The following is a 21,484-nucleotide window of genomic DNA, read 5'->3' on the forward strand; positions in this document are numbered from 1 at the left end:
AGACATGCTTCGATTGCTAGTGGCTTTGGGCGTTTGCGCGGCGCTAACCTGGGCGCTCTCGGGCGACTTTGCGACCTCCCGCGCGAGGCGTGAAGACACGGCGGCGGCCATCGCGGGCAAGGCCGCGACCCTTGCCGCGGCGCCGTCGATGCCAGCGACTACCGCGCGAACCGTTGGAGATGACAGCCGCATTGACACTGGACTTGGCGCCGCGCGAGGGCCGGTCATTGTGCTCGATCCGGGCCACGGCGGCTCAAACCATGGCGCGCTTGCCATCGTGCCAAGCGTGCTCGAAAAGCAGCTTACCTTGGCGATTGCGACGCAGACCGCGACACGCTTGCGCGCGGCGGGCTACACCGTCTATCTCACGCGCGAGGACGATCGCGCGCTGACCTTGCGCGAACGCTTGGCATTTGGCGAAAACGTCAACGCCACGCTCTTTGTCAGTATTCACGCCAATGCCTCGCAAAGTCGGCAGCAGCACGGCTTTGAAACCTATGTGCTTTCGGCGCGGGCCATCGATGTCGACGCGCCGGCGTTGCGTCACGATCTCTCGCGACCTCGGCCGGGCATTGACCCGACCACGGCGATGGTGCTGGACGACATCGAGCGCGGCGTGTCGCAATGGCGCTCGATTGACGTCGCGGAGCGGGTGCAGCTGGCGCTGGCGCAGGCGCGGCCGAACAGCCCCAATCGCGGCATTCGGCAGGAGTCCCAACATGTGCTGCTTGGCGCCACCATGCCCGCGATATTAGTTGAGGTGGGCTTCATCGACCATCCCCGCGAAGGGCGTGAATTGATGCAGCCGCCAGTACAGGGCAAGATCGCGGAGGCGCTGGCGAATGCGATGTCAGCCTGGATGGTCGCCAATAAACTTGGGCCGACGCGGCCGTAGCGCGCATTTGCGAGATGCAGTACTACCGGCGCCATGCGCATCGATGGCCGAAAAAACAATGAACTCCGCAAGCTCGAGATTGTTTCGGGCTATCAAAAACACGCCGAGGGCAGCGCGCTCATCAAGATGGGCGATACGCACGTGCTGTGTGCGGCCTCGGTTGAAGCGGGCGTTCCGCACTTCCTAAAGGGCAAAGGCCAGGGCTGGCTGACCGCCGAATACGCCATGTTGCCGCGCGCGACGCACACGCGCAGCAAGCGCGACCCGGGTGGCCGCGGCAAAGAAATCCAACGCCTCATCGGCCGCGCCTTGCGCCAGGCCGTTGACCTGCAAAAGCTCGGCGAATTCACCATTGCCGTCGATTGTGACGTGTTGCAGGCCGATGGCGGCACGCGGGTATCGTCGATTACGGGGGCTTGGGTCGCCTTGGCGTGGGCCATCGAGTCCATGATAAAATCTGGCGCGCTCGCCGATCGCGGCGCGCTATTGCCACCGGTGGCGGCGATCTCGGTCGGCATCGTGGGCGGCGAAGTCATGCTCGACCTGCCCTACGAAGAGGATAGCCGCGCCGAAGTCGACATGAATGTCGTCATGAACGAGCAGGGCAAGCTCATCGAAGTGCAAGGCACCGGCGAGAACGCGTCGTTTAATCGCGCACAACTCGACGCCATGCTCGACGTCGCGCATGTCGGCATCGACGTCTTGTGCAAGCGTCAGCGCGAGGCCGCGCCAAAATGAGCGCGCCGCGCACGCTGGTGTTTGCGACGCGCAACAAGGGCAAGGTCGCCGAGTTGCAGGCGTTGCTCGCCGGGGCGGGCATTGCGGTTTGTTCGCTCGCCGAGCTCGAGGCCGCGCGCGGCATCGCCCTGCCAGAGGTGATTGAGGATGGCGCGACGTTTTACGACAACGCGCTGCTTAAGGCCCGCGCGATCGCCTTGGCCACGGGCTTGCCGGCGCTTGCCGACGACAGCGGCCTCATCGTCGATGCCCTCGGCGGCGCGCCAGGGGTATTTTCGGCGCGCTATGCCGGCGAGCCAAGCAACGACGCCGCGAATAATGGCAAGCTCTTGGCGGAGCTCGCCGCGGTGCCCAGCGACCAGCGCACCGCGCGCTTCGTCGCCTCGCTGGTGTTTTGCGACGTGGCGGATGGCGTCGAACAACTCATCGCCGCCGAGGGCGTGTGCGAAGGCACCATCTTGACCGCGCCGCGCGGCTCAGGTGGCTTCGGCTACGATCCACTTTTCTTGTCCCTCGACGCCGGGGTATCGTTTGCCGAGCTCACGGTGGCGCAAAAGTCGCAATTCTCGCATCGCGCGCGTGCGATGGCGGCGCTGGCGACCAGCCTCGTCGCTGCCCTTCAACCATAGGAGCCTTATGCCTAAGCCTCACCTCTACGTTGGCAACTATAACTACTCCAGTTGGTCGTTGCGGCCATGGCTCTGCCTGGCTTGGTCGGGCCTTGCCTTCGACGAAACGCTCATCAATCTCGATCAAGACGGCTATGGCGAGAAAAAGATCGCCGACGTGCTAGCCGTCTCGCCGACCGGCACCTTGCCTGCCATGCGCGTTGGCGACCTGACGATTTGGGACAGCCTCGCCATTGCCGAGTGGGCGGCCGAGGCGGCGCCCGCCGCGAGCCTGTGGCCACAAGACCTGATGGTCCGCGCCGTGGCGCGCTCGGTGACGTGCGAAATGCATGCCGGGTTTCCAGGCATCCGCCGCGATCTCTCGATGAACATACGCCGGCGCGTGGTGGCGACCGGGCTGCCCTCGGAGACCCTCGCCGAAATCGAGCGGATCGATCAGCTTTGGTGCACAATGCGCGCGCAATTTGGCAGCGGCGGCGCGCATTTGTTTGGTCACCGCACGATCGCCGACGCCTTTTATACGCCGGTGGCCACGCGCTTTCGCACCTATGGCATCTCGCTCTCTGCCGCCGCTGGGGCCTATTGCGACGCCCTGCTGGCTGATACCGCCTTTACCACCTGGGAAGCACGCGTGCTCGCCGTGCCCGCCGAGCCGTTTTCGCGGGCACCGATCGACGCGCTCTATATTTAGGGCACGACAGCCCACGCCGGCGGAGGCGCGGTAAACGCAAGTGGCGCGTCGGTGACGGGATGGCGAAACGAAAGCGTGTGCGCGTGCAGGCACATCGGCGGCGCGCCGACTGGTAGCGTCTGCGCGTCGGCAATGCGGCCGCCCGGTAGGTACGTCGGGTCGCCAACCACCGGCATGCCGAGCTGCCAAGCGTGAATGCGGATTTGATTCGTCCGTCCGGTAATCGGACGAGCGGTGACCATCGCCGTGCCGTCGGGCAGCCGCGCCAAGACCGCAAATTCGGTGCGCGCGGCCTGGCCACCTTCGTCGTCGACGGTACGCGAGCCCGCAAGGCCCGCCCCCGTGCTGATCGGCGCCTCGACCACAAACGTATCTTGCGGTGGGTGCCCGGCGATGCGCGCGAGGTATTGCTTGCGAACGTCGCCACGCTCAAATTGCTGCTGCAGCTTGTGCGCCGCATGGCGGCTGCGCGCAAAGACCACCAAGCCGGACGTGTTGGCGTCGAGCCGGTGGACGGGACGAGGCCTTTGAGGCGCGTAGACCTGCGCCAACATGTGCTGCAGCGTGTTGCGATTAAAGCGCCCGCTTGGGTGCATGGGCAGCGGCGCCGGCTTGCCCACCACGAGCATCACGTCGTCGCTTGTCAGCAGCTCGATGTCAGCACAAACATCGGGCTCGCGCGTCGCTGGATCGATGCGAAAAAAACGCTCGCCGGCGCGCACGATCGTGTCGGACGCAATAGGTTCGTGTTCTTCGTCGATGATGCGCCCATGCGCAAACGCCACGTCCCAGGTCGCCACGTCTACGTGCGGAAAGACGCCGCGCAAGAAGGCGCCGATGGGTTGGCCGTCGAACGCCTGCGTGATCTTGAAGGGCTTAAAGTTGTCGTAGGGCTCGCTGCCTGGCAGCGCCTTGGCGAATGCGCGCAAGGCCGCGGCCTTAGCTACGCGCTCGGCGGCCAAATGGGTCTCGGACGTCACAAAGCAGTGTGGACAGGACTCGCCTTTAATGTAGCGCGGGTCGCGTTGCTCGATCGCGGTGACCGGCGCCATGCACGCAAAGCATTGCGCCGTCTCGGTCGGCTGCAGATGTGCGTCAATCCCAACCCGGTGGTCAAACACAAAGCACTCGCCGGTGTAGTGCGCGCTGCCAACATCTTCAAAGTACTTCAAGATGCCGCCGTCGAGCTGATAAACATGTTTGTAGCCAGCTTGTGCCATGTAAGGCCCAGCTTTTTCGCAGCGGATGCCGCCGGTGCAAAACATCACGATCGGCGTGTCCGGCGTAATTTCGCCTGCTTTCGCCAGCGATTCAACCGCGGCGGGAAACTGGCGAAAATGGTCGATGGGGAGGGTCTTGGCCCCGGCAAACGTGCCGATCTTGTATTCGTAGTCGTTGCGCGTATCGAGCATCAGCACCGGCTTGCCATCATCGAGCCAGCGCTTTAGCTCGGCCGGTGCCAGCTTAGGCGACGGCTTGTTGGCCGGATCAATGCCGTCAATGCCAAACGCGATGATCTCTTTCTTGATGCGCACCAACATGCGATTGAACGGTTGCGCCGCGCTCTCGCTGTATTTTGCCGCAAGCGTCCCCAGCCCCGGCACCGCCCGCAGCTTCGCGAGTAAATCGTCGGCACCTTGCTTGTCGCCGGCGATAAATAGATTAATGCCCTCCGGCGCGAGCAAGATGGTGCCCTTTAGCGCCCGCGCCTTGCAAAAGCCCTGCAGGTCCTCGCGCAGCGCGCGCAATTCGCCCAGGTTGGCAAACTTGTAGGCAGCAATATTGGTGACGGCTTCCATGTCGCGCCCCCACTTGGATTTGAACCAAGGACCTACGGCTTAGAAGGCCGTTGCTCTATCCAACTGAGCTATGGGAGCCGGGTGGCGCGACCATATCACCGCTCTCGCCTAGGCGGGTACCGGCGACGAGAGGCAAAATCCGCGCTCCTGGGCGCCCGGGCCTGGCCAATCCCCATGCGCGTGGTATCCAGGTCTGCGTATGCCCGTACTATCGACGCAAGCCCACGAAACTCTGTTTACCGCGGCACGCACGCATCAGGGCTGGACCGACGAAGCCATCCCAGAGGCGACGCTGCACCAGCTCTACGACCTCATGAAATGGGGCCCGACCGAAGCCAACACCACGCCCGGCCGCTTTGTATTTGTGACCTCACCCGAGGCAAAGGCCAAGCTGTCGCCGTGCATGGCCGCGGGCAATCGCGCCAAGACCGACGCCGCACCAGTTACCGTGCTGTTTGCCTACGACGCCGCGTTTTTCGAATTCTCGCCGCGGCTCATGCCCGCCATCAAAGGCCTGCGTGAGCTCTATGCCGGTAACGCCACGCTGGCTGAGAGCGTCGCGCGTCGCAGCGCCAGCCTGCAGGCCGCCTACTTCATGCTTGCGGCGCGCAGCCTGGGCCTAGATTGCGGCCCCATGGCCGGCTTTGACATCGACAAGGTCAACGAGGCCTTCTTCGCCGGCACCACGTGGCGCATCAACTTCGTCTGCAACCTCGGCCATGGCGACCCCTCCAAACTCTACCCACGCGGGCCGCGCCTTGACTTCACCGAAGCCTGCAAAATCCTCTAAACAGAAACGCATTGAGTGGGGATCTTTCGGTGTACGGCTTCGCGAGCCTCGTTGCAGCCAGACGGCTGCGCCTCGGCATCGCTGCAGGCGTGCACCGAAATCTCCTCCACCCACTGCGTTCTGTTCTCCGCCATTTAGGATCTATTGCTGCGCGATCCTTGATAGCTTCAGCTGAGAAGCCCACATACCTCTATCGCGACAACGCACCGTGAGCAGCCCAACGCCCCGACGTGATAAGTAAGCACCGTGCCGTAGCGGGATGCGAAGCTTCGTTAGGGCCGCCGAATGGGTAAGTCGGTCGAGGATCGGCCCCGAGGCGCCCGGATGGCAAGGCGCGAGGAGGGAGCTGGCCCGTCGGCCAGTGACCGAGGAGCAACGCAGTCAGCCGGGATGCATCGGGGGCGAGAACGAGCGAGTTACGCATTCGGTGGCCCTTAAGGTCCCGTCACGAGGTTCTAAATCGCTTCGTTTGTTTCGCGCTGCCCATGACCGAGTGCTAGGCGTCGCGAGCAGAGCGAGCAGCCGTGGGACCGTAACGAAGGCTTCGAGGCCCGCGAACTAAAACATCGTGCGAACGACCACTGTTGGTCGGGGTGGAGGGATTCGAACCCCCGACTCCCTGGTCCCAAACCAGGTGCGCTACCAGACTGCGCTACACCCCGAACGCCTTAACGGCTCGGCTCTTGTAGACAATGCACCAAAAACTTGCAAGCCAGTCCGTCGCGATTTTTGGGGCGAACGATGGGGATCGAACCCACGACAGCCAGAACCACAATCTGGAGCTCTACCGACTGAGCTACGTCCGCCAAGAAGGCCTACGGATATCACCTAGCCCCGTGCCTGTCAATGCCGGCATACGCGCGCCTAGAGGCCGCCATCGCGCCGCGCGGCGCTGGTGATTTGGGCTATTTTCGCCCGGCAAAGTAGTTGCGCAGCACGGTGGTCTCAACGTTGATGCCGGCCGCGGTCGACTTGCCTTCGGTTGATTTGGCCGCGGCGTCGAGCTTGGGCACGCATTCTTCGCAGGGCCGTGCGGCAATCTTGGGTAGGGCGAGCAAAATGGCTTGTCGCACTAAGCTGTCATCGGTCTTGGCGCCGTCGAGCAACGCGGGCGTCGCGCTAGCGGCGCTGCTACCCATCTTGCCGAGCTCAAGCATGGCACGGTCGATTTGCGCGGCAACGAGGTCCTTCTTTTCGTCCTTGGTCCAGGTTTCCTTGATGTTGGGCACATACGTCGCAACCGCCTCCGCCACTTCATCGGCCTTGGTGGTCAGTGACTTGGCGTAGCAGGCTGCGTCCTTGCAGCGCAGCGCGATTTCGATCTTGGCGACGTGGTTTTCAAACGTGCGCTGAAACGCGGTGTAGTCCTTGGCTGCGCCGAGCAGTGGCTTGTACGCATACTGTGCCTTCTCGAATTCGCCTTTGGCCTTGGCATACGCTTCCTTGGGGGCCGTCTCGCTTGGCGTACCCTTGACCGCATCCCATTCCTTTTTCTTGCCTTCCATAACTGCCTTAGCGGTTTCGAAGGCCGCCTTTGGCGCGCCATTGGCTTCGGTCAGCCTCTTGGCAGATTCGGCCTTGTAACGCCCCGCCGCTTCGAGCAGCGGCGCGATGTCGGCCGTGCTCTTAGCCAAGCGGCCATAGGTTTCGGCGGCCGCCAGACGCAAATTTTGGTCGGCGCTATCGTCTTTGAAAATCGCCGCGAGTTCGCCCAGCGCCGACGTATCGCGCGCGGTAAAGCCATACGCGCTCATCGCCATGACGCGAATTTTCAGGTCACCACTGCCGGCCCAAATACCTTTGAGCGCCGCCGAGGCGTCGGCCGAACCGATCTTGCGCAGCGCATCGATGATGCCGGCATGTTGCACGGGGCCCGGTTGGTCTTGAAAATAATATGAAGGCTTGGCTGGCTTGGCGAGCGCCGCAAGCAAGTCGGGGACCACGGCGTTGCTATACGTGTCGCCGAGAATAATCGCGGCGTAGTAATCCTTCATCGCAACCTCTTCGCACTGGCCTTGCACGCAATACTGGTCGAGCTTCTTGGCGGCAAACAGCGCGTTAACGCCGGTATGCTGGCCGCGGAGAATCTTCTGGCCCTCGGCTGCAACCTCAGGGCCGATCGAGGCCAAGGCGCGGCGGCAGAATTCAAATAGCGCCGGATACTGATACATGGTCTCAATGAGCACCGGCATCGATTCAGCGCCGCCGATGGTGCCAATCGCATTGACCGCCGCGCCACGCGCGAACAGGTCGAGCGTTTCCTTGCCGAGCAGCTCGGAAAGCGGCGCGATGCTGCTGGTTTGCTTGTATTTGCCGACCGCGCTGATAAACGAAATTTGCGCGCGCAGACCGTTTTTGCCATACGTCTTCTTGAGCGCCGAGACCAGCACCGGCAAGCCTTCGGCGTAACCCGAGTCTCCCAGCGCGTCAGCGGCCTTGATGGCCTGGTCGATGAGAAATTGCTTGGACTCATCGACTTCTTCGATTGCCATCTTGAGCGCCGGGAAGGCGTCGTCCCAATGAGCGTCGCGCGTCTGGTTATCTTGGTAGTAGACCTTGAGGTACTGCTCCTTGGTGAGCGGCCGGGCGAGGTTGATGATGACCTGCAAGATCTTGGAGGGCTTGCCTTGGCGTTCCCACGCCTTTACCAGGGCAGGAATGGCCTTGGGGTCGCCAAGCTGGTCGAGCTTGGTGACGGCATCTTCCCACTCGCGGCCGTCGAGTTTTTCGGTCCACGTGGCGGCGTCGTACGGATTCTTGGCGCAGCCGGGCGCGGCGAGCGCCAGAGCCAACACACACACAAGTCCAAAACATTTGGCGCGCATCATTAAACTACCCTTCGCTATTCGTATCGCAGAAACCTATTTGCCTTTGACGGCAAACAGGATGTTGTTAAAACCAGAAACTCGCATCGTCACGATCACCTTGTTGACGAGGCGCGCATCGGTGCCCTCGTCGGCTTGCAAGATCACGAGGCCTTCGGGACAGAAAAATTCGGGGCGCTTGCCCGAGGCGATGGCTTCACAGGCCTTCTTCAGGACGTCGTTGATGCGGCCGTTGTCGACATCATCTTTGATGCGCTTGGCCTCGGCCTCGAGCGGCTCCTTGAGCAGGTCAATCATGGGCGAGGAATCGTCGGCGACGATGTTCTCGACCGGCGCAATGAGCTTGCCGTTGAGCGTAAGCTCGTTTTGCGTGATCATGACGATCGGCGCGGTTTGCAGCGCCGCCTTGGTGACCGCCGTAGGCAAGGTCAGGCCGCGCTGCGACTTAATGATTTCGCCGCTGGCCGAAAACACGATGAGCAGAAACGTGACCAAGATGGTCATCATGTCGACAAACGGCGTCAGGTTAAGCGAGACGTTGCTGGCGCGGGTCTGCCCGGCGCCGGTGTGCTTGACCAAGTGGTCAAACGGCACCGAAGAATAGAGGCGTGGGCCGGGTGAATGAACTGGCATGGCGTAGCTCCTTTAAAGTTGTGGCCGGACCGAGAGGCCCGCGGGGTCGGAGATGCCGGGATCGATGAAGCCAACGGCTTTGGCGCGGTCCATGGCGGCGATGAGATCTTGGTAGGAAACCTTGGCCGTATCGGTGCTCTCGGCGGCAATCTCGAGGTCAGTGCGATCGGAGAAATACACCGACTCCTTATGCGCCTTGAGCTTGGCTTCGAAGTCGTCCCAGTCAAAGTCGCCGCCGCCGCCCTTGTCGACGGTTTGAAAATCGCCGCCGGTGACGCCAATCCAGATTCGATCGGACTGGATCAGAATCGAAAGCGTTTGGCGATCTTCAATTTGCTCGATGGGTTGCGATTCGCGGTTCTTGCCGCGCGGCTTGATGTCGAGCTGGGAGTTGTCCACCCAGACGGCGGTCGCGAGCAGGAACGATGCGAGAACACTCATCAAGTCGATAAAGGGAATGATGTTGAGCTCAATGTCAACGCTCCCTTTGCCGCCTGATGCTCCTAATGATGCGCCCATGGGTTAATCCTTTGTCCTTTGTCGGCCAAGTAACGAAATTAGAGGCGAGGGGGCGATGCGGTCACCGCCCCGTCGACCTAGCCTTGCATTTGGCCGCGGTTGTTGGTGACGAGATTCACCACTTGCACGGTCACTTCGTTGATGTCGTCGACAATCGCGGTGGTCTTGCCTTGGAGGAACGAGTAGCCGAGCAGACCGACCAGCGACGAGCCAATGCCGAACGCGGTGCAGTTGAGCGCTTCGGAAATGTGACCGGCGAGCTCGCCTGCCTTGCTGCCGGCGTCGCCGCCGACCGAGGCAAACGCGCCGATCATCCCGATGACCGTGCCGAAGAGACCCGCCATAACGGCGAAGTTGGCGAGCATGGCCAGGTAAGGGGTGCGGGCGTTGATTTTTGGCAACTCGCGCAACGCGGCTTCGTCCATGGCGGCCTGGACTTCGTCGTCGCTCTTGTTGAACTTAATAAGGCCGGCTTGCACGATGCGCGTAATTGGCGTTGGGTTGCCCGAGCAAACCTTGATCGCGCCTTGCACGTTGCCGCTCGAGACCTGGCTCTTAAGCAGCGAGAGCAGCTTGTCCTTGTCGACGGTGGATTTCATCAGGTACACGCTGCGCTCGACGGTGATCGCGACGATCGCCGCCAACGAAAGGAGGATGATCCACATCATCCATCCGCCGTGATCAAATGCTGTTGAAATAACTTGAAGTGCTCCCATGGCTTTTCTCCGATTAACTTGCTTGCAGTGAGTTGATGAATGCGCGAGGTGCGCCGGTAGTGTCGGCCACGTATCCTACGCGTGAAGGTTTGATGTGCAATAAGGCAGCCAAGCAAATGCGGGTCCCGCAGCTTCAATTTGGGGGCCAGGCTGATCGGCGCGGCGCGGTGGGCGGGGCATCGCGGGACATCCCAACGATGGCTGGGGTATTTCGCTACATATCTGGGATATTCGCGGAACCAGACGGGTTGCGCGGTGTCGTGGCAATTGCGATATATACTGTCGGCCGTCACGCCGACGCCCTGCTGATCAAGGACGCCACATGAAATTTCCGCGATGGATGAGCTGGTTTGATGTTGGCGCGATCGTCATCATGGTGACGTTGCCCTTCATGCCGGGTAGCGTTCATTACGCCGAATCTGGGGCGCTAGCGGCGTTTCGCGGCACCACCGATTCCGCCGAGGTTAGGTGGCGCGTGGTGATGGCGCAGGCGCGCAACGAGGTGAAGCCGACGGCGGGCCATACGGTGCAGTTGGTCGGCGCCTTGACGTCGGCGAGCTACGGTGATTGGGCGGTCGACGAGGCGCATCGCGGCGTTGCCGCGGCACAGGCCGTTTCGCGCAATGAGTGGCGCGAGGCGTTTGCCGTTTCCGAAGCCTATGCTGATCGTCTGGAGCCGCTGCCCGCCCTGGCTTGGGCTCAGCGCGCACAGGCCCTGTGTGCGGCAGCCGCCGGCGCCACAGGCGTGGGGAGCCAACCGGGGGATAGCTCGGAAGCCAGTCTCATGGCGGCCGGGATTTGTCCTACGTCCTGGGGCCCGCGATTAAGTGAATACATTAGAGCGTTTGAGGCAGGCGTCGCGTCGGGCATTGATCCACGCCGCAACCCAAATGGGTTTCGCGCCGCTGGTGAATCGGCCCTGCGCGTCATCCGCCCCGCCGCGCAATAGCGTTGTAGTGGTCGTTTGACCGCTCCGCCTTTTACCTACATCACACCTACATTCGCACTGGAGACGCACAGTTAGAAATGTGTTCAGTGTTGCTGTTCGTGTGTTTAGTGGAGGCGAAATTTGTTTAGTATTTAACTATGGGCCTATCGCGCGAAACCAACTTCTCTTCCATGGCCGCCTCGGCGGTGGCATCGAAGGCACTTGGTGTTTCGCGCTGGCGGGTTGCGTTTATGTGCGGCGTCTTGTCGCTCGTTGCTTCAGTAAGTGGCTGCGCGCGGCCGCATGGCGCGACCACGCTGAGCGTCAAACAGGTCGCCGTGCGCACCAAGCCTGGGATTGTTCGCGTCGAGGCAGGTGGCGATCGCGTGGGGTCGGGGTTTGTGGTCGATGCGCGCGGCCTGATAGTTACGAATTTGCATGTTGTTGCGGGCACCGCGGAGATCAAGATTCGCATGGCGAGCGGGCAGGAGCTGCGCGTCGTGCAGATTGCAGCCGTGGATCCGCAACGCGACCTCGTCCTCTTGCGCGTCAGCCCGCCAGATGAAATCCCTGCGCTGCGCCTCGGCGATAGCAGCAAGGTCGAGGCCGGCGACCCGGTGATCTCAATCGGCAATCCGCTCGGCGTATTTGATTATACGATTTCGGACGGGTTGATTAGCTCGGTGCGAGTGCTCAGCCCGCAACTTACCGTGCTGCAGATATCGGCGCCAATTTCGCAGGGCTCCAGCGGCGGCCCGATCTTTAATAGCTATGGCGAGGTAATTGGCATCTCGACCGCGATCGTAAACGGCGGGCAGAATATCAACTTTGCGCTGCCTTCGAACTATGTGCGGCCGCTGCTCGAGGAAAAGCGCGGCATGACGCTGGCGGCGTTTGCGCATGTGTCGCGGCGCTCAGAGGTGAAAGATCGCACCGAGCTGGCCACCGCCAAGGTGGTGCGGGCGATCCCGCGTGTAGAGGCCGAGGTGTTTGCCGGTTGCTCGGCGCGCGATGTCGAACAGTTGAAAGTTTCGCTCCTGGGTTCGATCGCCAGCGGCAGCCCGCTCTACAACGATGGCAATCACGAGGCATGCTACCGCATCTACGAAGGCACGGCCTTGCTGGCCGAGCGCGCGCTGCCGTGTGAGGGCGCGCGGGACGTGCTAACGCGAGGGCTTGCGCGGGCGGCGACGCTCGATAGCTTCGCGGCCAAGGCGTGGGCGCTGCGCGACACCATTGACGGCATGTTGGCGGCGCTTGAGCGGCTGGCGCCGAGCGGCGTTTAGGGCGCCCCGCGGCTTTATTCGGCGTTGCCGTACACAATGAGGCTAGTTAATTCGAGCTCCTCGTTTGTACCAAGACCCGAGACCGAGATAACGATGGCGCCGCGATCGGTAAATGGCTCGATGTTAGTCGCAGACGGAACGTCATTGATCACGTCTGCGCCCGGCGTAGGGCCAAAACAGATCGCATTGCCACCGATGAACAAGTGCATAACAGAGACGTAGTCGGCGAAGTAGTTCTGTTCTTGGCTGTCGCCAAAGTGAGGGAGAGTGTTATGTACCGCGACACCGTAGTCCAAGGGAGGATTGATGGGTTTCTGTTGCATTTGGCAATCGGCCACGGAGCTCTCTTCGCTTCTTGAGGTGTACGACTTAATCGAGATCGTGGCGTTGTTCAATCTGCCGCGCCACGTGGCGATGACGCCGACGTGGTTAGCGATTGCTGGATCATCTAGCACCCACTCCGAGGATTGTCCGGCAAACCGCAAGGATGAGCTGTCGGCGTCGTACGTCACGCGAACGGGTAGCCCTTTAGGTGCCTCGTAAAACATCTCGCGCAGCAAGACGACTTGAGCGGGAGTGGTGTCCCACTCGTCAAACGGAATTTCACAGGCATCGCCTAAGCCGTCATCGTCGGCATCGACGTTGTCAATGGTGTCGCGGTGCGGGCAATGATCGTCGGCATCGAGAAAGTCGTCGCCGTCTTCGTTGGCGGAGGACGGCGGCGGGGGTGTCGAGTCTGGCCGCGTGGTAACTTCATCAAGCCCCAAAATTGCGTTGCAGCCGGCGAGCGCCGTAGCGATCACGAGCCAGCCTGCCTGAGCGCGAAAGCGGACCATTGCTAAAGCATAGCAGGTTAGGGCGCTGGCGATGCAAGCGGTTGCGCCGATCGCGTCGGGCGCGCATTAAGCCAAAGGCGCAGCACCATCGCGATCGCTACGGATCCGAAGGCGACCCACAGCGTGACCGTCATGATGCTCACGTCGGGCACGTGCCGCAGGCGGCTATAGATGCCAAGCAACGCCCACAAGGTGACGGCGCCCCAGGCGAGGTCGCGCCGCGTAAGCACGAGGAAGGCGGTGAGGTTGGCGATGATGATGAGCAGTGCCGTGCCCCAGGCCTCCGCGGTAAGCGGCGCGCCGTCCCATCGCAAGCTCACCAGCAGCGCGGTGAGGTTGAGTACGAGTGCGAGCGAAATCCACGCAAAGTACACGGAGAACGGCAGGGTAACGCAGAGGTAGGCAGCGCTTGCGGCGGGCGTCTTGTTGGCGCCGAGGCGCACGTAGATCATCGCTAGCGACGCGAAGATCACCAGCATGATGGCAACCGACGCCTCAATTTGTAAATAGTGCCAGGCGGCGATCCAGGCGGCATTCGCCAGTGCGTTGACCACCAGCCAAGGCCCGATGGTCGCAACGGTCTGCTGCGCGGGGGCGCCGCCGAGAAACTGATACGCAACAAATCCCAGCACCAGCAAATAGATGACGCCCCAAATCGCGAAGGTGAACCCCGCCGGCACCAGCAAGTTGGGATAGAGCGCCGAGACGTCGCCGGTGGTGAGGCCATTGATAGGCAGGCCGTTTGCCAGCCCGTTGGCAACGAGCATGATCGCGACAGCGGCGACGTTGAGCATGGCGAGCGTGCGGGTGGACATCCCGGCAAGCTACGCCGCCCGAGGCCAATCGTCGCCTACATTGGCAGAAGGTTGACAATTGTTGAGTGCCTGCACGTCGGGGCACCGCGGCTAGTTTGATGCGGCGCTCGTGCTGGGTGGGGTTGACGTCGACGGTACGGCCCCACAGGCATTGCGCAGCGGATTTTCCTCGCCCAAGTCGAGGCCCTCGCGCACCGCGGCTGGCAGCTTACATACCGCGTGCTCGACGAAGGCCGATGTAATTTCGCTGGCCGGTCGCAACCGGAGCCAGTGCCGGTCTAGGCGCTGATCGGCATTGAGCGTCACTAGATAATCTTCAAGCGGGCTTGGGATCAGCCATATGCTGGACCGATCGACACTCAATAGCGCGATCTGCTTGTACGTCGTGAGTTCCCAGGCTCTTACCTCGCCTCGGTCATTTAAGCAGTAGGCGCGCGCGCCATCGGGGGTGATGATGGTGTCGGCAACGCGCGTACCGTGACCGCCCAAGACGCGGATTAGATTGCCCGAATTAACGCCCCATACCGCCGCATTGCCATCGAGCAAGCCGAAGATGACCTTGTCGCTTTGCGGGGTAATCGCGATTTGCTCGACGCGTTCGGTTTGCCGCATCGAGTGCCGCAGCGTGCCGTCGCTGCCCCAAAGCGTTGCGGTTGGATCGCCCCGCTTAATGGCGATGATAAAGGCACCATTGGGCGCGAGTTTAGCGACGCGCCACAGCTCGGGCAGCGTTGTGATTGGCGCGTGGCTGACAGCATCATAAAGAACGACCGTAAGCGCTGCGGTCTTGCCACTTGAAATCAGCAACCGGGAGCCATCGGCTGACCAGCCGCCGTCCATCGGCGCGCCCCCAGTGCGGCTCGTCGCCAGCAGCGTGCCCGCGGCGCCGTACCATCGCAGCGTGCCGTCGGCGGTTCCAACTACGAACCGATCACCTTGCGGTGAACTTTTCAGCAACGTAACCGCGCCTAAACGCTCTGCAATATCCTTTCGCTTGGAGAGGTCGGCGGTGGCAAAGAGCGAGGCAACGCCAGTTGGTGACCAATGCACCAGCGTTTGCCCGCCGTCGAGCAAGGCAATTCGCCCCGGGGCATTGGCATCGGTGTCGATGCTTGCGACGGCGCCGGTTGCCAGGTTCCACGCCATCACGCCGTCATCAATGGCTCGATAGAGCACACCGGCCGTCGAAATTTCAGGACGCTGTTCGTTGTCGTCCGAGTTGGCGGCAGGGGGCACGGTTCGTAGCAGGTCTGCCGCCTCGAGCCGCCAAAATTTTACGGTGCCCAGGCTAGACGCAGTGGCGTATTGCGCTGTGAGCGGTGACATTGCGGCATCCGTGATGAGGCCGCCGTGCAGTTGCGTTGCCACGAGTAGCCCCCGCGCGGTCTCCCACACGCGGATTGCGCCACCGTCATCGCTTGAAACGAAGTAGCTATCGTCGCTAGAGAAGCGCACGTAGGAGACGGAGGCGACGTGGCCGCGCAGGACCTGCACGTTGTTGCGCCCCAACTCCCAGCTGCGGATCGTCTGGTCGACAGAACCACTTAATAGCCTCGTGCTGTCTCTGCTAAATGCCAAGCTGCCAACGCTTCCATCGTGGCCGGTCAGGATTTCGACAATCGTCAGCGTCTGCGGGTCCAAGACCGTGACCACACCATCCATATCTGCCGTGGCGAGTCGTGTACCCAGTTGATTGAAGGCCATGGTTTGAACCGCACCATGACGGCCGGCAAGGCGGCGCGTCGGTCCTACCAAGGGCACCAACATGACCTCTCCGCGATCAGCCGCTACCGATGCAAACCCAATCGCGCACAACCCCGTGGTGGGCGAGACGGCCACTGCGACAGGAATATCCGACTTCGTGGGGTCGTGGTAGAGCAGGGTCGAGGAGCTGCTGTCAGGTTGCCACCGCCGCACCGTCTTGTCTTGTGAGATCGTGATGGCGCTGCGCGACAATGGATTCCACTGGATCTCAAACAACTCTTCTTTGTGGCTCGTATCTGACGCTACGACCTCACGGTTAGCGACATCCCACAGCCTGAGCGTGCCATCGCGGCTGCCAACTATAATGCGGTCATTGTCGATCCATGTGGCGACGATGCGGCCCGCCTCCTGGGGCGTTCCCAATTGGCTCCGCAACTGGTGCGTCGCGGCGTCGACGATGCGAATTGTCCCATCACCGCTCGCGGTGAGCAGGCTGGTACTGTCGGGTGAGTAGCGAATAGCGAAGATCTTGGCGGCGCCGCCGTCAAGCGTTGTCACCTCGGCTCGTAACGAGTCAGTGGCGCGCGTCAGCATATAGGCTAGGCCAGCGTCGGGTGAGTTGCGGAGGCGCGCCGCGCCAAAAAACAAGAGAGAAGAGGCCACGTCGCCCGCGAGGGCGGCGCGCCGGCCTTGCTCGACGTAATTTTGGGTAAGGCCCCGGCTCACGCGAGCGCGGTTAGTCTCGGCCGTCGAGCGCAAACGCGCGAACACGATCGTGGTGATCGTCATCGCAATCAGCAACGTCGCCAGCAACGCTCGGCGTATCCGCGCGACCCGGGCGGCGTCGGCGAGGCTCTCATTGGCAAACTGCTGCTCGATTTGCGTAACCTGTCCAGGGTAACGCGCGCGCCACAGGCGATATTCCGTGAGGGCGTCGCCGCGCCACAGCAGGCTTCGATTTCGGCCACGTTCCTGCCACTGCTTTGCGGCGACGCGCAATTGATCGCGCAGGCGTGCGCTCTCGGCGTCCTCATGGCGCCAAGCGACCAAGCGCGGCCACGCCGCCAACAGGGCCTCGTGAATCACCTCGATGCGCTCGCGTTCCGCACCATCCTCTTGCGCAACTAGCAAGCGCGCCGCGATCAGCGATTCGATCACGCGCTCCGCCGCCTCGCCGCCGCCGGTGACGTCGAGCAGCTCGGAGCGACTGAGGCTGGCACGCGTGCCAGCGGCGGTGACCAAGTGGCGAAATACCTCGCGCACGACGCGAGCCTCGTCGGCATTGAGGGAGGCCATGACCGATTCGGCGTGGTGCGCCAAGGCGCCCCCGACGCCACCAAGTGCCTGGTAAGCGGCGCGCGTCAACCGGTGGAAGTGTTTGTCGCGAAATTGCCACAGCTGCGAGGCGGTGAATGAGAGCAACGCCAACGCCGCGGATTGCTGCTCAACATCGCGAGCAATCTCGGCGACGAGTTCTTCGTCCTCAAATGCGTAGCCAAAGCGACGCGCCGGCTCGGTGAGAATCCGTCGCAGGTCGTCTGCGCTCGGGGTGGTCACCAGATGAAGGCTCGTTGCCAGCCGGTCGCGCAAGGTTGAAATCTGCGCCACCCGCAACAAGAAGTCATCGCGCAACGTGACGATGACCGTGCCGCCTGAGGCGTCATCTTCGCTGATCGCGACGATGGCTTTGGCAAAGGCGACACGATGTGCGTCGTCCAAACATTGTGTCACGAGCTCTTCGAATTGATCGACAATGAGCAACAACGGCCGCGTGCTGGCGCGCTTGCGCAGTGCGCTGAGCAGCGCGCTCGGCGCTTCGTCCATGGCCTTCGCCGCGATGTCGACGCCTACTTGCGCGAGGGCATGCGACAGGACTTGCAGCGGCTGAGGACCTGGGCGCATCACGACCACGTCCCCCGCCTCGCTTAGGTTGGGCATGACACCGGCCTGGATAAACGAACTCTTGCCCGATCCTGACGGACCAACAACCGCGATCCATCGCCGCCCGCGCAAGCGATTGATGAACCCAATGACCTCGGCCTCGCGGCCGAAATACAGATGCGCCTGATCGGCGGTAAACGTTTGCAACCCGAGATAGGGCACGGCATCTGCCGCGTGGATCGGATTGTGCGCCTCAGACTCGGCGTTTAGCTGATGTTGTCGCCACACATCATCGCGCCGCAGCTCAAGCGCGCCCGGCAGCGCGAGCAGGCGGGCGCTGCCATGGATGCCACCCGCCAGCCAAAAAAGCTCACGCGGCGCACCGGGGCTGGGGGCGGCGCAGCCGGCGACGGGGTCGAGGTTGCAGACAAAACCGCCGTTAATCCCAATCAGCGAGACCTCCGCCTCAAGCGTGCCGGCGACCGAGGCTTCGAGGCGAATTGGGCGGCGAACGCCCATCCATTCCTCGGCGATGCCTTGATGCGCCACCACGAGCGTATAGCTATGAAGAAACCGCAGGGCGCGCAATGCGCGGCCGCAGAGCTGGACGGCGCCGACCAAAAACGTGCGCAGCTCGTCGGCCGAGGCGGACGCTGGCGGGTTAAGGCGCCTGCTCGCGAGCATCGCATCCATTGCGCTGTGAACCTCGACCCCTTGTTCAAAGAACAGCTCGACCAGCTCTGGGATGGGATAGAGCGTCGGCTTGCCGGCAAAAGGACGTACCAGCTCGCGGGTGAGCGACCACCATTGCTCGGTTGCCAGTGAACCTTGCACCAAGGCTTGCAAAAAAGACGTCACCTGGGGCGCGTCGCCAACGCGGCCTTGCGAGCGTTGCCGAATGGCCAAGGCAACGTTGCCGACGTAGGCAGCGATGACGGTGACGACGTCCCACAGCGCTGCCCGCAGCTGGGCCGGGGTGCGCGCAGCTTCCATTGCCGCGAGGCTTTCGGCAATGGGCTGCGGCGCGCTCATCACCACTTCGTCGCGTGTCGCGGGATCGAGCTGAGGCAAGCCGACGGCTTCGATCGAAAGCCCCGAAGCATCGCGGATGGCCTCGCCGTATGCCAATGCCGATTGGAAACGCTCCGCGGGACGCTTGGCAAGGGCCTTATAGACGGCAGCCGCGAGATCTCGGGCGAAGAGGTCGGGTAGGGGTTTGGGTTGAGCGCGCGCATGCTGGCGTGCCACGTCCATCACCGACGTGCCGTTAAACGGCGGCGCGCCGGTTAGGACCTCATAAGTGAGTGCGCCGAGGCCATAGACATCGGTTGCTGGGGTAATTGGCGCGCCAGTCACCCATTGTTCCGGGGCCATGTACAGTGGCGTACCCGCGGCTACTAGCCCCGTCGCGGTGGATGAAGCACCCCGTGGTTGCGACGCGCTAGCCTCGCTGGCGATGCCCAGATCGAGCAGCTTGGGAAACATCGTGCCCGAGCGCGAAATGACCATCACGTTGTCGGGCTTGATGTCGCGATGGATAATGCCCTGCTCATGCAGCGTATGCACGACTTCACACAGGCGGGTCAGTAGTGGCACGGCGCGCCCTAGCGGCAGGCTGCCGCTTGCCAGCAGCTCGGCCAACGACGTGCCGCGCACCAGCTCCATGGCAATCCACAGGAAGCCGTCGGTCTCGGCGCCAAAGGCATACACGTGGGCGGCGAAGGGGTGATCGATGCGGGAGGCGATGCGGGCCTCTTGGAGAAATTTTCCGACGCGTTCTTGGTCTTTCAGCGTGTCGGCAAGTGAGATCTTAATGACGGCTTCGCGGTTGAGCATTTGCTGCTCGGCGCGATACACCGCGCCAAAGCCACCTTCGCCAATTTGCTCGCGCAAGACAAAGTCGCCACAGCGTCGACCCGTGAAGGCGCCCTGGAGAGGGACGTTAAGGCCGGCCATTGCGCGAAGTGTAACATGGACCGCGGAAGTCGGTTCTGGAGTGCAAATGCACTTGGCGGTCAACCGCCGATGCACTTTGCATGCAGCCTTAAGGCAAATTCACGTGCGAGTTAGCGACGTGATTGTGTGTAAAAAAATAGATGAACTATATGATATTATTATGCTAATCGTTGATACGCCGAATCAGCGAAACAGTTGGCACGCCGGATGCAAAGGTTAAGGTAGGAGGAAAATCAAATGAAGAAAATTAATAGCAAAAAACTCACGCTTTCCCGCGTTACCGTCACCAATCTCACGTCGGCTGCTGGCGGTGCGACGCCGGTTTACACTGATGGGAAGGACTGCCAGACTTCAGCGCCGGGCTCAAGGGTGAATTGCGGAATATGCGAATCAGTTGATGCGGCGTGCTTACCAGTAGCGTCTGTAAACGCACCGTGTGCGTGGACTCAACAACCAGGGTGTGTTCCCTTGGTTTCCGAACAATGCTAAATTAGGCAACGTCTGTTTGCGCGGCCTCCAGTGCCAAACTGGTAGCGGCGCGACGTACGACGAGTTCGCTCCCAAACGGAATCTTGTTTGGGAGCGAGCGCGTTTCGTGGCCGACAACCATTCTGCTAGGGTTCAATTGTTATGGCGGCATCGGCAGAGGCGACATATCACAGCATCGTGCAAGCGGTGCTCGCTGCATCGTTGGACGCAACGCAAGCCGCCCACGTGGCGTTGTTGCTCGCCTACCATCCAGCTCGAGAATCGGCTGAGGTATTTACGACGCTAAATAATAGTTTGGCGCAGGCAGTGGCGAATGTTCGGACGCCACGAAGTGCCCTGGGGGCATTTCATGTAGTGAATTTTGATGCGTGGGTATTGGCCCACGTAGGCGACGATGAGTTGGTCGCGAACCTAGCTAGCTTCGATGAGCGGCTGTTGGCATTGCTACAAGACCGTTCCATTGCCGCCGATTGTGGCCTGCGCCGCGGTGTCGCGGGGGCGGCGCTCTACGCCCTGGAGCGATGGCATCGCGGTGACCACCTTCTGGCTGCAACCATGTTTGAGGCGATCGTAACCCGTTTGCGCGGCATGGCGCGCTACGACGAGCACGGGTGTTTTTGGACAACCGGCTACGACGCGGCGTCGGATACCTTAGATCCTGTCTTGTCGACGGGGTATCAGAATCTCGGGTTGCTTCACGGCATCCCGGGTGTGATCTCGGTGCTGGGGTCCATTGCCGAAACCGGTACCGTCCCGTGCGCCGATTTAGTGCGCGATGGCGCGCGTTGGGTGCTGTCGCAGTTTGTCGACGATGATGCATACCCGAGCCGCTTGCCGTCGGTGGTAGGGGATCCAGAACTGGCCAGGCGAGTGGTGTCCGCGTGGTGTCGCGGCGCCGTGGGCGCGCTGGCTGGTTTGTGGAACGGGCTACGCCGCGCCGGTCTCAGCGAGACGCAGCTGGAACCCCAGATACAATACGTACTCGGTCGCGAGCGTGCGCCATCAAGGGTAGTTGATGCGGGGATTTGTCATGGCGCCGCCGGCATGAGCCAGATCTTTTATCGGTTCTACTATGCAACGGGCCGCAGCGAGTTTCTAAACGCCGCGCAGGCGAGGCTGGCGCAGGCACAAGCCTGTCATGTGCCGACCCTTGATTTTGGCGGGTACGGCGCCTGGAATAACCGCCCGCGAGGGAGCGTCGCGTCGTGGAAGGATGATTGTACGCTGCTTGACGGCGCGGTTGGCGTCGCGCTTGCCATGCAGGCGACGTGGCTTGGCGAAGAACCAGCGTGGGACCGCATACTTGCGATCAACATTCCAAAACTGAACCCCGGCCTCGGCGATGTGTGACCGG

16 protein-coding genes and 3 tRNA genes are annotated in these 21,484 nt (G+C 62.0%); 8 read left to right on the forward strand and 11 right to left on the reverse strand.

The features are described from left to right. Nucleotides 1–4 precede the first annotated feature (4 nt). From IPL79_16605 to IPL79_16620, 4 genes are read left to right on the forward strand one after another with little or no spacing between them, the layout of a single operon-like run. Nucleotides 5–895, forward strand: coding sequence for an N-acetylmuramoyl-L-alanine amidase (locus tag IPL79_16605; protein ID MBK9072600.1), 891 nt, complete (start codon nucleotides 5–7; stop codon nucleotides 893–895). A gap of 33 nt (nucleotides 896–928) precedes the next feature. Continuing rightward, nucleotides 929–1,633, forward strand: a complete 705-nt coding sequence (rph, locus tag IPL79_16610; protein MBK9072601.1) for a ribonuclease PH — start codon at nucleotides 929–931, stop codon at nucleotides 1,631–1,633. Then, entirely contained in the window at nucleotides 1,630–2,262 is a 633-nt protein-coding gene (gene rdgB / locus IPL79_16615) for an RdgB/HAM1 family non-canonical purine NTP pyrophosphatase (protein ID MBK9072602.1), read from the forward strand. The genes rph and rdgB overlap by 4 nt, the downstream gene beginning before the upstream one ends. 7 nt (nucleotides 2,263–2,269) lie before the next feature. Further along, the gene (locus tag IPL79_16620) at nucleotides 2,270–2,953 is read left to right on the forward strand and encodes a glutathione S-transferase (GenBank protein MBK9072603.1); all 684 of its coding nucleotides are present in this window, start codon (nucleotides 2,270–2,272) and stop codon (nucleotides 2,951–2,953) included. Here the strand turns inward: IPL79_16620 and IPL79_16625 are convergent. Beyond that, nucleotides 2,950–4,752, reverse strand: coding sequence for a sulfurtransferase (locus IPL79_16625; protein MBK9072604.1), 1,803 nt, complete (start codon nucleotides 4,750–4,752; stop codon nucleotides 2,950–2,952). The two genes, IPL79_16620 and IPL79_16625, sit on opposite strands and share 4 nt — an antisense overlap. A 4-nt stretch (nucleotides 4,753–4,756) precedes the next feature. Then, nucleotides 4,757–4,830, reverse strand: a tRNA-Arg gene (locus IPL79_16630). A gap of 121 nt (nucleotides 4,831–4,951) precedes the next feature. Here IPL79_16630 and IPL79_16635 point away from each other — a divergent pair. Further along, a complete protein-coding gene (locus IPL79_16635) occupies nucleotides 4,952–5,542 on the forward strand; it encodes a malonic semialdehyde reductase (GenBank protein ID MBK9072605.1) in 591 nt (196 codons plus the stop codon). Between the two features lie 585 nt (nucleotides 5,543–6,127). On the opposite strand, the gene IPL79_16640 is transcribed toward IPL79_16635, so the two are convergent. The 6 genes from IPL79_16640 to IPL79_16665 all read right to left on the reverse strand — a co-directional run bounded on the left by IPL79_16640 (nucleotide 6,128) and on the right by IPL79_16665 (nucleotide 10,235). After that, nucleotides 6,128–6,204, reverse strand: a tRNA-Pro gene (locus tag IPL79_16640). Between the two features lie 68 nt (nucleotides 6,205–6,272). Then, nucleotides 6,273–6,348: transfer RNA gene (locus IPL79_16645), tRNA-His, on the reverse strand. Nucleotides 6,349–6,447: 99 nt separating this feature from the next. Then, the gene (locus IPL79_16650; GenBank protein ID MBK9072606.1) at nucleotides 6,448–8,370 is read right to left on the reverse strand and encodes a hypothetical protein; all 1,923 of its coding nucleotides are present in this window, start codon (nucleotides 8,368–8,370) and stop codon (nucleotides 6,448–6,450) included. A gap of 33 nt (nucleotides 8,371–8,403) precedes the next feature. Next, nucleotides 8,404–9,000 (reverse strand): biopolymer transporter ExbD, encoded by a 597-nt coding sequence (locus IPL79_16655; GenBank protein MBK9072607.1) that lies wholly within the window; start codon nucleotides 8,998–9,000, stop codon nucleotides 8,404–8,406. Nucleotides 9,001–9,012: 12 nt separating this feature from the next. After that, on the reverse strand, nucleotides 9,013–9,519 hold the full coding sequence (locus IPL79_16660; protein ID MBK9072608.1) for a biopolymer transporter ExbD: 507 nt from the start codon (nucleotides 9,517–9,519) through the stop codon (nucleotides 9,013–9,015). Nucleotides 9,520–9,596: 77 nt separating this feature from the next. Continuing rightward, nucleotides 9,597–10,235: a MotA/TolQ/ExbB proton channel family protein gene (locus IPL79_16665; protein ID MBK9072609.1), complete on the reverse strand. Its 639-nt coding sequence runs from the start codon at nucleotides 10,233–10,235 to the stop codon at nucleotides 9,597–9,599. A 322-nt stretch (nucleotides 10,236–10,557) separates the two neighbouring features. Here IPL79_16665 and IPL79_16670 point away from each other — a divergent pair, with 322 nt between their 5' ends. After that, entirely contained in the window at nucleotides 10,558–11,184 is a 627-nt protein-coding gene (locus tag IPL79_16670; protein MBK9072610.1) for a hypothetical protein, read from the forward strand. Nucleotides 11,185–11,321: 137 nt separating this feature from the next. Then, entirely contained in the window at nucleotides 11,322–12,449 is a 1,128-nt protein-coding gene (locus tag IPL79_16675) for a trypsin-like peptidase domain-containing protein (GenBank protein MBK9072611.1), read from the forward strand. 14 nt (nucleotides 12,450–12,463) lie between these two features. On the opposite strand, the gene IPL79_16680 is transcribed toward IPL79_16675, so the two are convergent. The 3 genes from IPL79_16680 to IPL79_16690 form a co-directional block, all read right to left on the reverse strand. After that, nucleotides 12,464–13,285 carry a hypothetical protein gene (locus IPL79_16680; GenBank protein ID MBK9072612.1) on the reverse strand — a complete coding sequence of 274 codons (822 nt, stop codon included), beginning with the start codon at nucleotides 13,283–13,285 and terminating at the stop codon, nucleotides 12,464–12,466. Between the two features lie 17 nt (nucleotides 13,286–13,302). Next, a complete protein-coding gene (locus tag IPL79_16685; GenBank protein MBK9072613.1) occupies nucleotides 13,303–14,100 on the reverse strand; it encodes a tryptophan-rich sensory protein in 798 nt (265 codons plus the stop codon). A gap of 90 nt (nucleotides 14,101–14,190) precedes the next feature. After that, the gene (locus IPL79_16690; protein ID MBK9072614.1) at nucleotides 14,191–19,641 is read right to left on the reverse strand and encodes a protein kinase; all 5,451 of its coding nucleotides are present in this window, start codon (nucleotides 19,639–19,641) and stop codon (nucleotides 14,191–14,193) included. Between the two features lie 630 nt (nucleotides 19,642–20,271). On the opposite strand from IPL79_16690, the gene IPL79_16695 reads away from it, so the two are divergent. After that, nucleotides 20,272–21,480, forward strand: a complete 1,209-nt coding sequence (locus tag IPL79_16695) for a hypothetical protein (GenBank protein ID MBK9072615.1) — start codon at nucleotides 20,272–20,274, stop codon at nucleotides 21,478–21,480. Nucleotides 21,481–21,484: the final 4 nt, after the last annotated feature.

The organism is Myxococcales bacterium (assembly GCA_016716835.1).
Classification (GTDB): Bacteria; Myxococcota_A; Polyangia; order Haliangiales; family Haliangiaceae; genus JADJUW01.

What these genes read in the sequence shown, in the direction of transcription:
- IPL79_16605 (MBK9072600.1), top strand. Translation starts at nt 5, where the DNA reads ATGCTTCGATTGCTAGTGGCTTTGGGCGTTTGCGCGGCGCTAACCTGG.
- rph (MBK9072601.1), top strand. Translation starts at nt 929, where the DNA reads ATGCGCATCGATGGCCGAAAAAACAATGAACTCCGCAAGCTCGAGATT.
- rdgB (MBK9072602.1), top strand. Translation starts at nt 1,630, where the DNA reads ATGAGCGCGCCGCGCACGCTGGTGTTTGCGACGCGCAACAAGGGCAAG.
- IPL79_16620 (MBK9072603.1), top strand. Translation starts at nt 2,270, where the DNA reads ATGCCTAAGCCTCACCTCTACGTTGGCAACTATAACTACTCCAGTTGG.
- IPL79_16625 (MBK9072604.1), bottom strand. Translation starts at nt 4,752, where the DNA reads ATGGAAGCCGTCACCAATATTGCTGCCTACAAGTTTGCCAACCTGGGC.
- IPL79_16635 (MBK9072605.1), top strand. Translation starts at nt 4,952, where the DNA reads ATGCCCGTACTATCGACGCAAGCCCACGAAACTCTGTTTACCGCGGCA.
- IPL79_16650 (MBK9072606.1), bottom strand. Translation starts at nt 8,370, where the DNA reads ATGATGCGCGCCAAATGTTTTGGACTTGTGTGTGTGTTGGCTCTGGCG.
- IPL79_16655 (MBK9072607.1), bottom strand. Translation starts at nt 9,000, where the DNA reads ATGCCAGTTCATTCACCCGGCCCACGCCTCTATTCTTCGGTGCCGTTT.
- IPL79_16660 (MBK9072608.1), bottom strand. Translation starts at nt 9,519, where the DNA reads ATGGGCGCATCATTAGGAGCATCAGGCGGCAAAGGGAGCGTTGACATT.
- IPL79_16665 (MBK9072609.1), bottom strand. Translation starts at nt 10,235, where the DNA reads ATGGGAGCACTTCAAGTTATTTCAACAGCATTTGATCACGGCGGATGG.
- IPL79_16670 (MBK9072610.1), top strand. Translation starts at nt 10,558, where the DNA reads ATGAAATTTCCGCGATGGATGAGCTGGTTTGATGTTGGCGCGATCGTC.
- IPL79_16675 (MBK9072611.1), top strand. Translation starts at nt 11,322, where the DNA reads ATGGGCCTATCGCGCGAAACCAACTTCTCTTCCATGGCCGCCTCGGCG.
- IPL79_16680 (MBK9072612.1), bottom strand. Translation starts at nt 13,285, where the DNA reads ATGGTCCGCTTTCGCGCTCAGGCAGGCTGGCTCGTGATCGCTACGGCG.
- IPL79_16685 (MBK9072613.1), bottom strand. Translation starts at nt 14,100, where the DNA reads ATGTCCACCCGCACGCTCGCCATGCTCAACGTCGCCGCTGTCGCGATC.
- IPL79_16690 (MBK9072614.1), bottom strand. Translation starts at nt 19,641, where the DNA reads ATGGCCGGCCTTAACGTCCCTCTCCAGGGCGCCTTCACGGGTCGACGC.
- IPL79_16695 (MBK9072615.1), top strand. Translation starts at nt 20,272, where the DNA reads ATGGCGGCATCGGCAGAGGCGACATATCACAGCATCGTGCAAGCGGTG.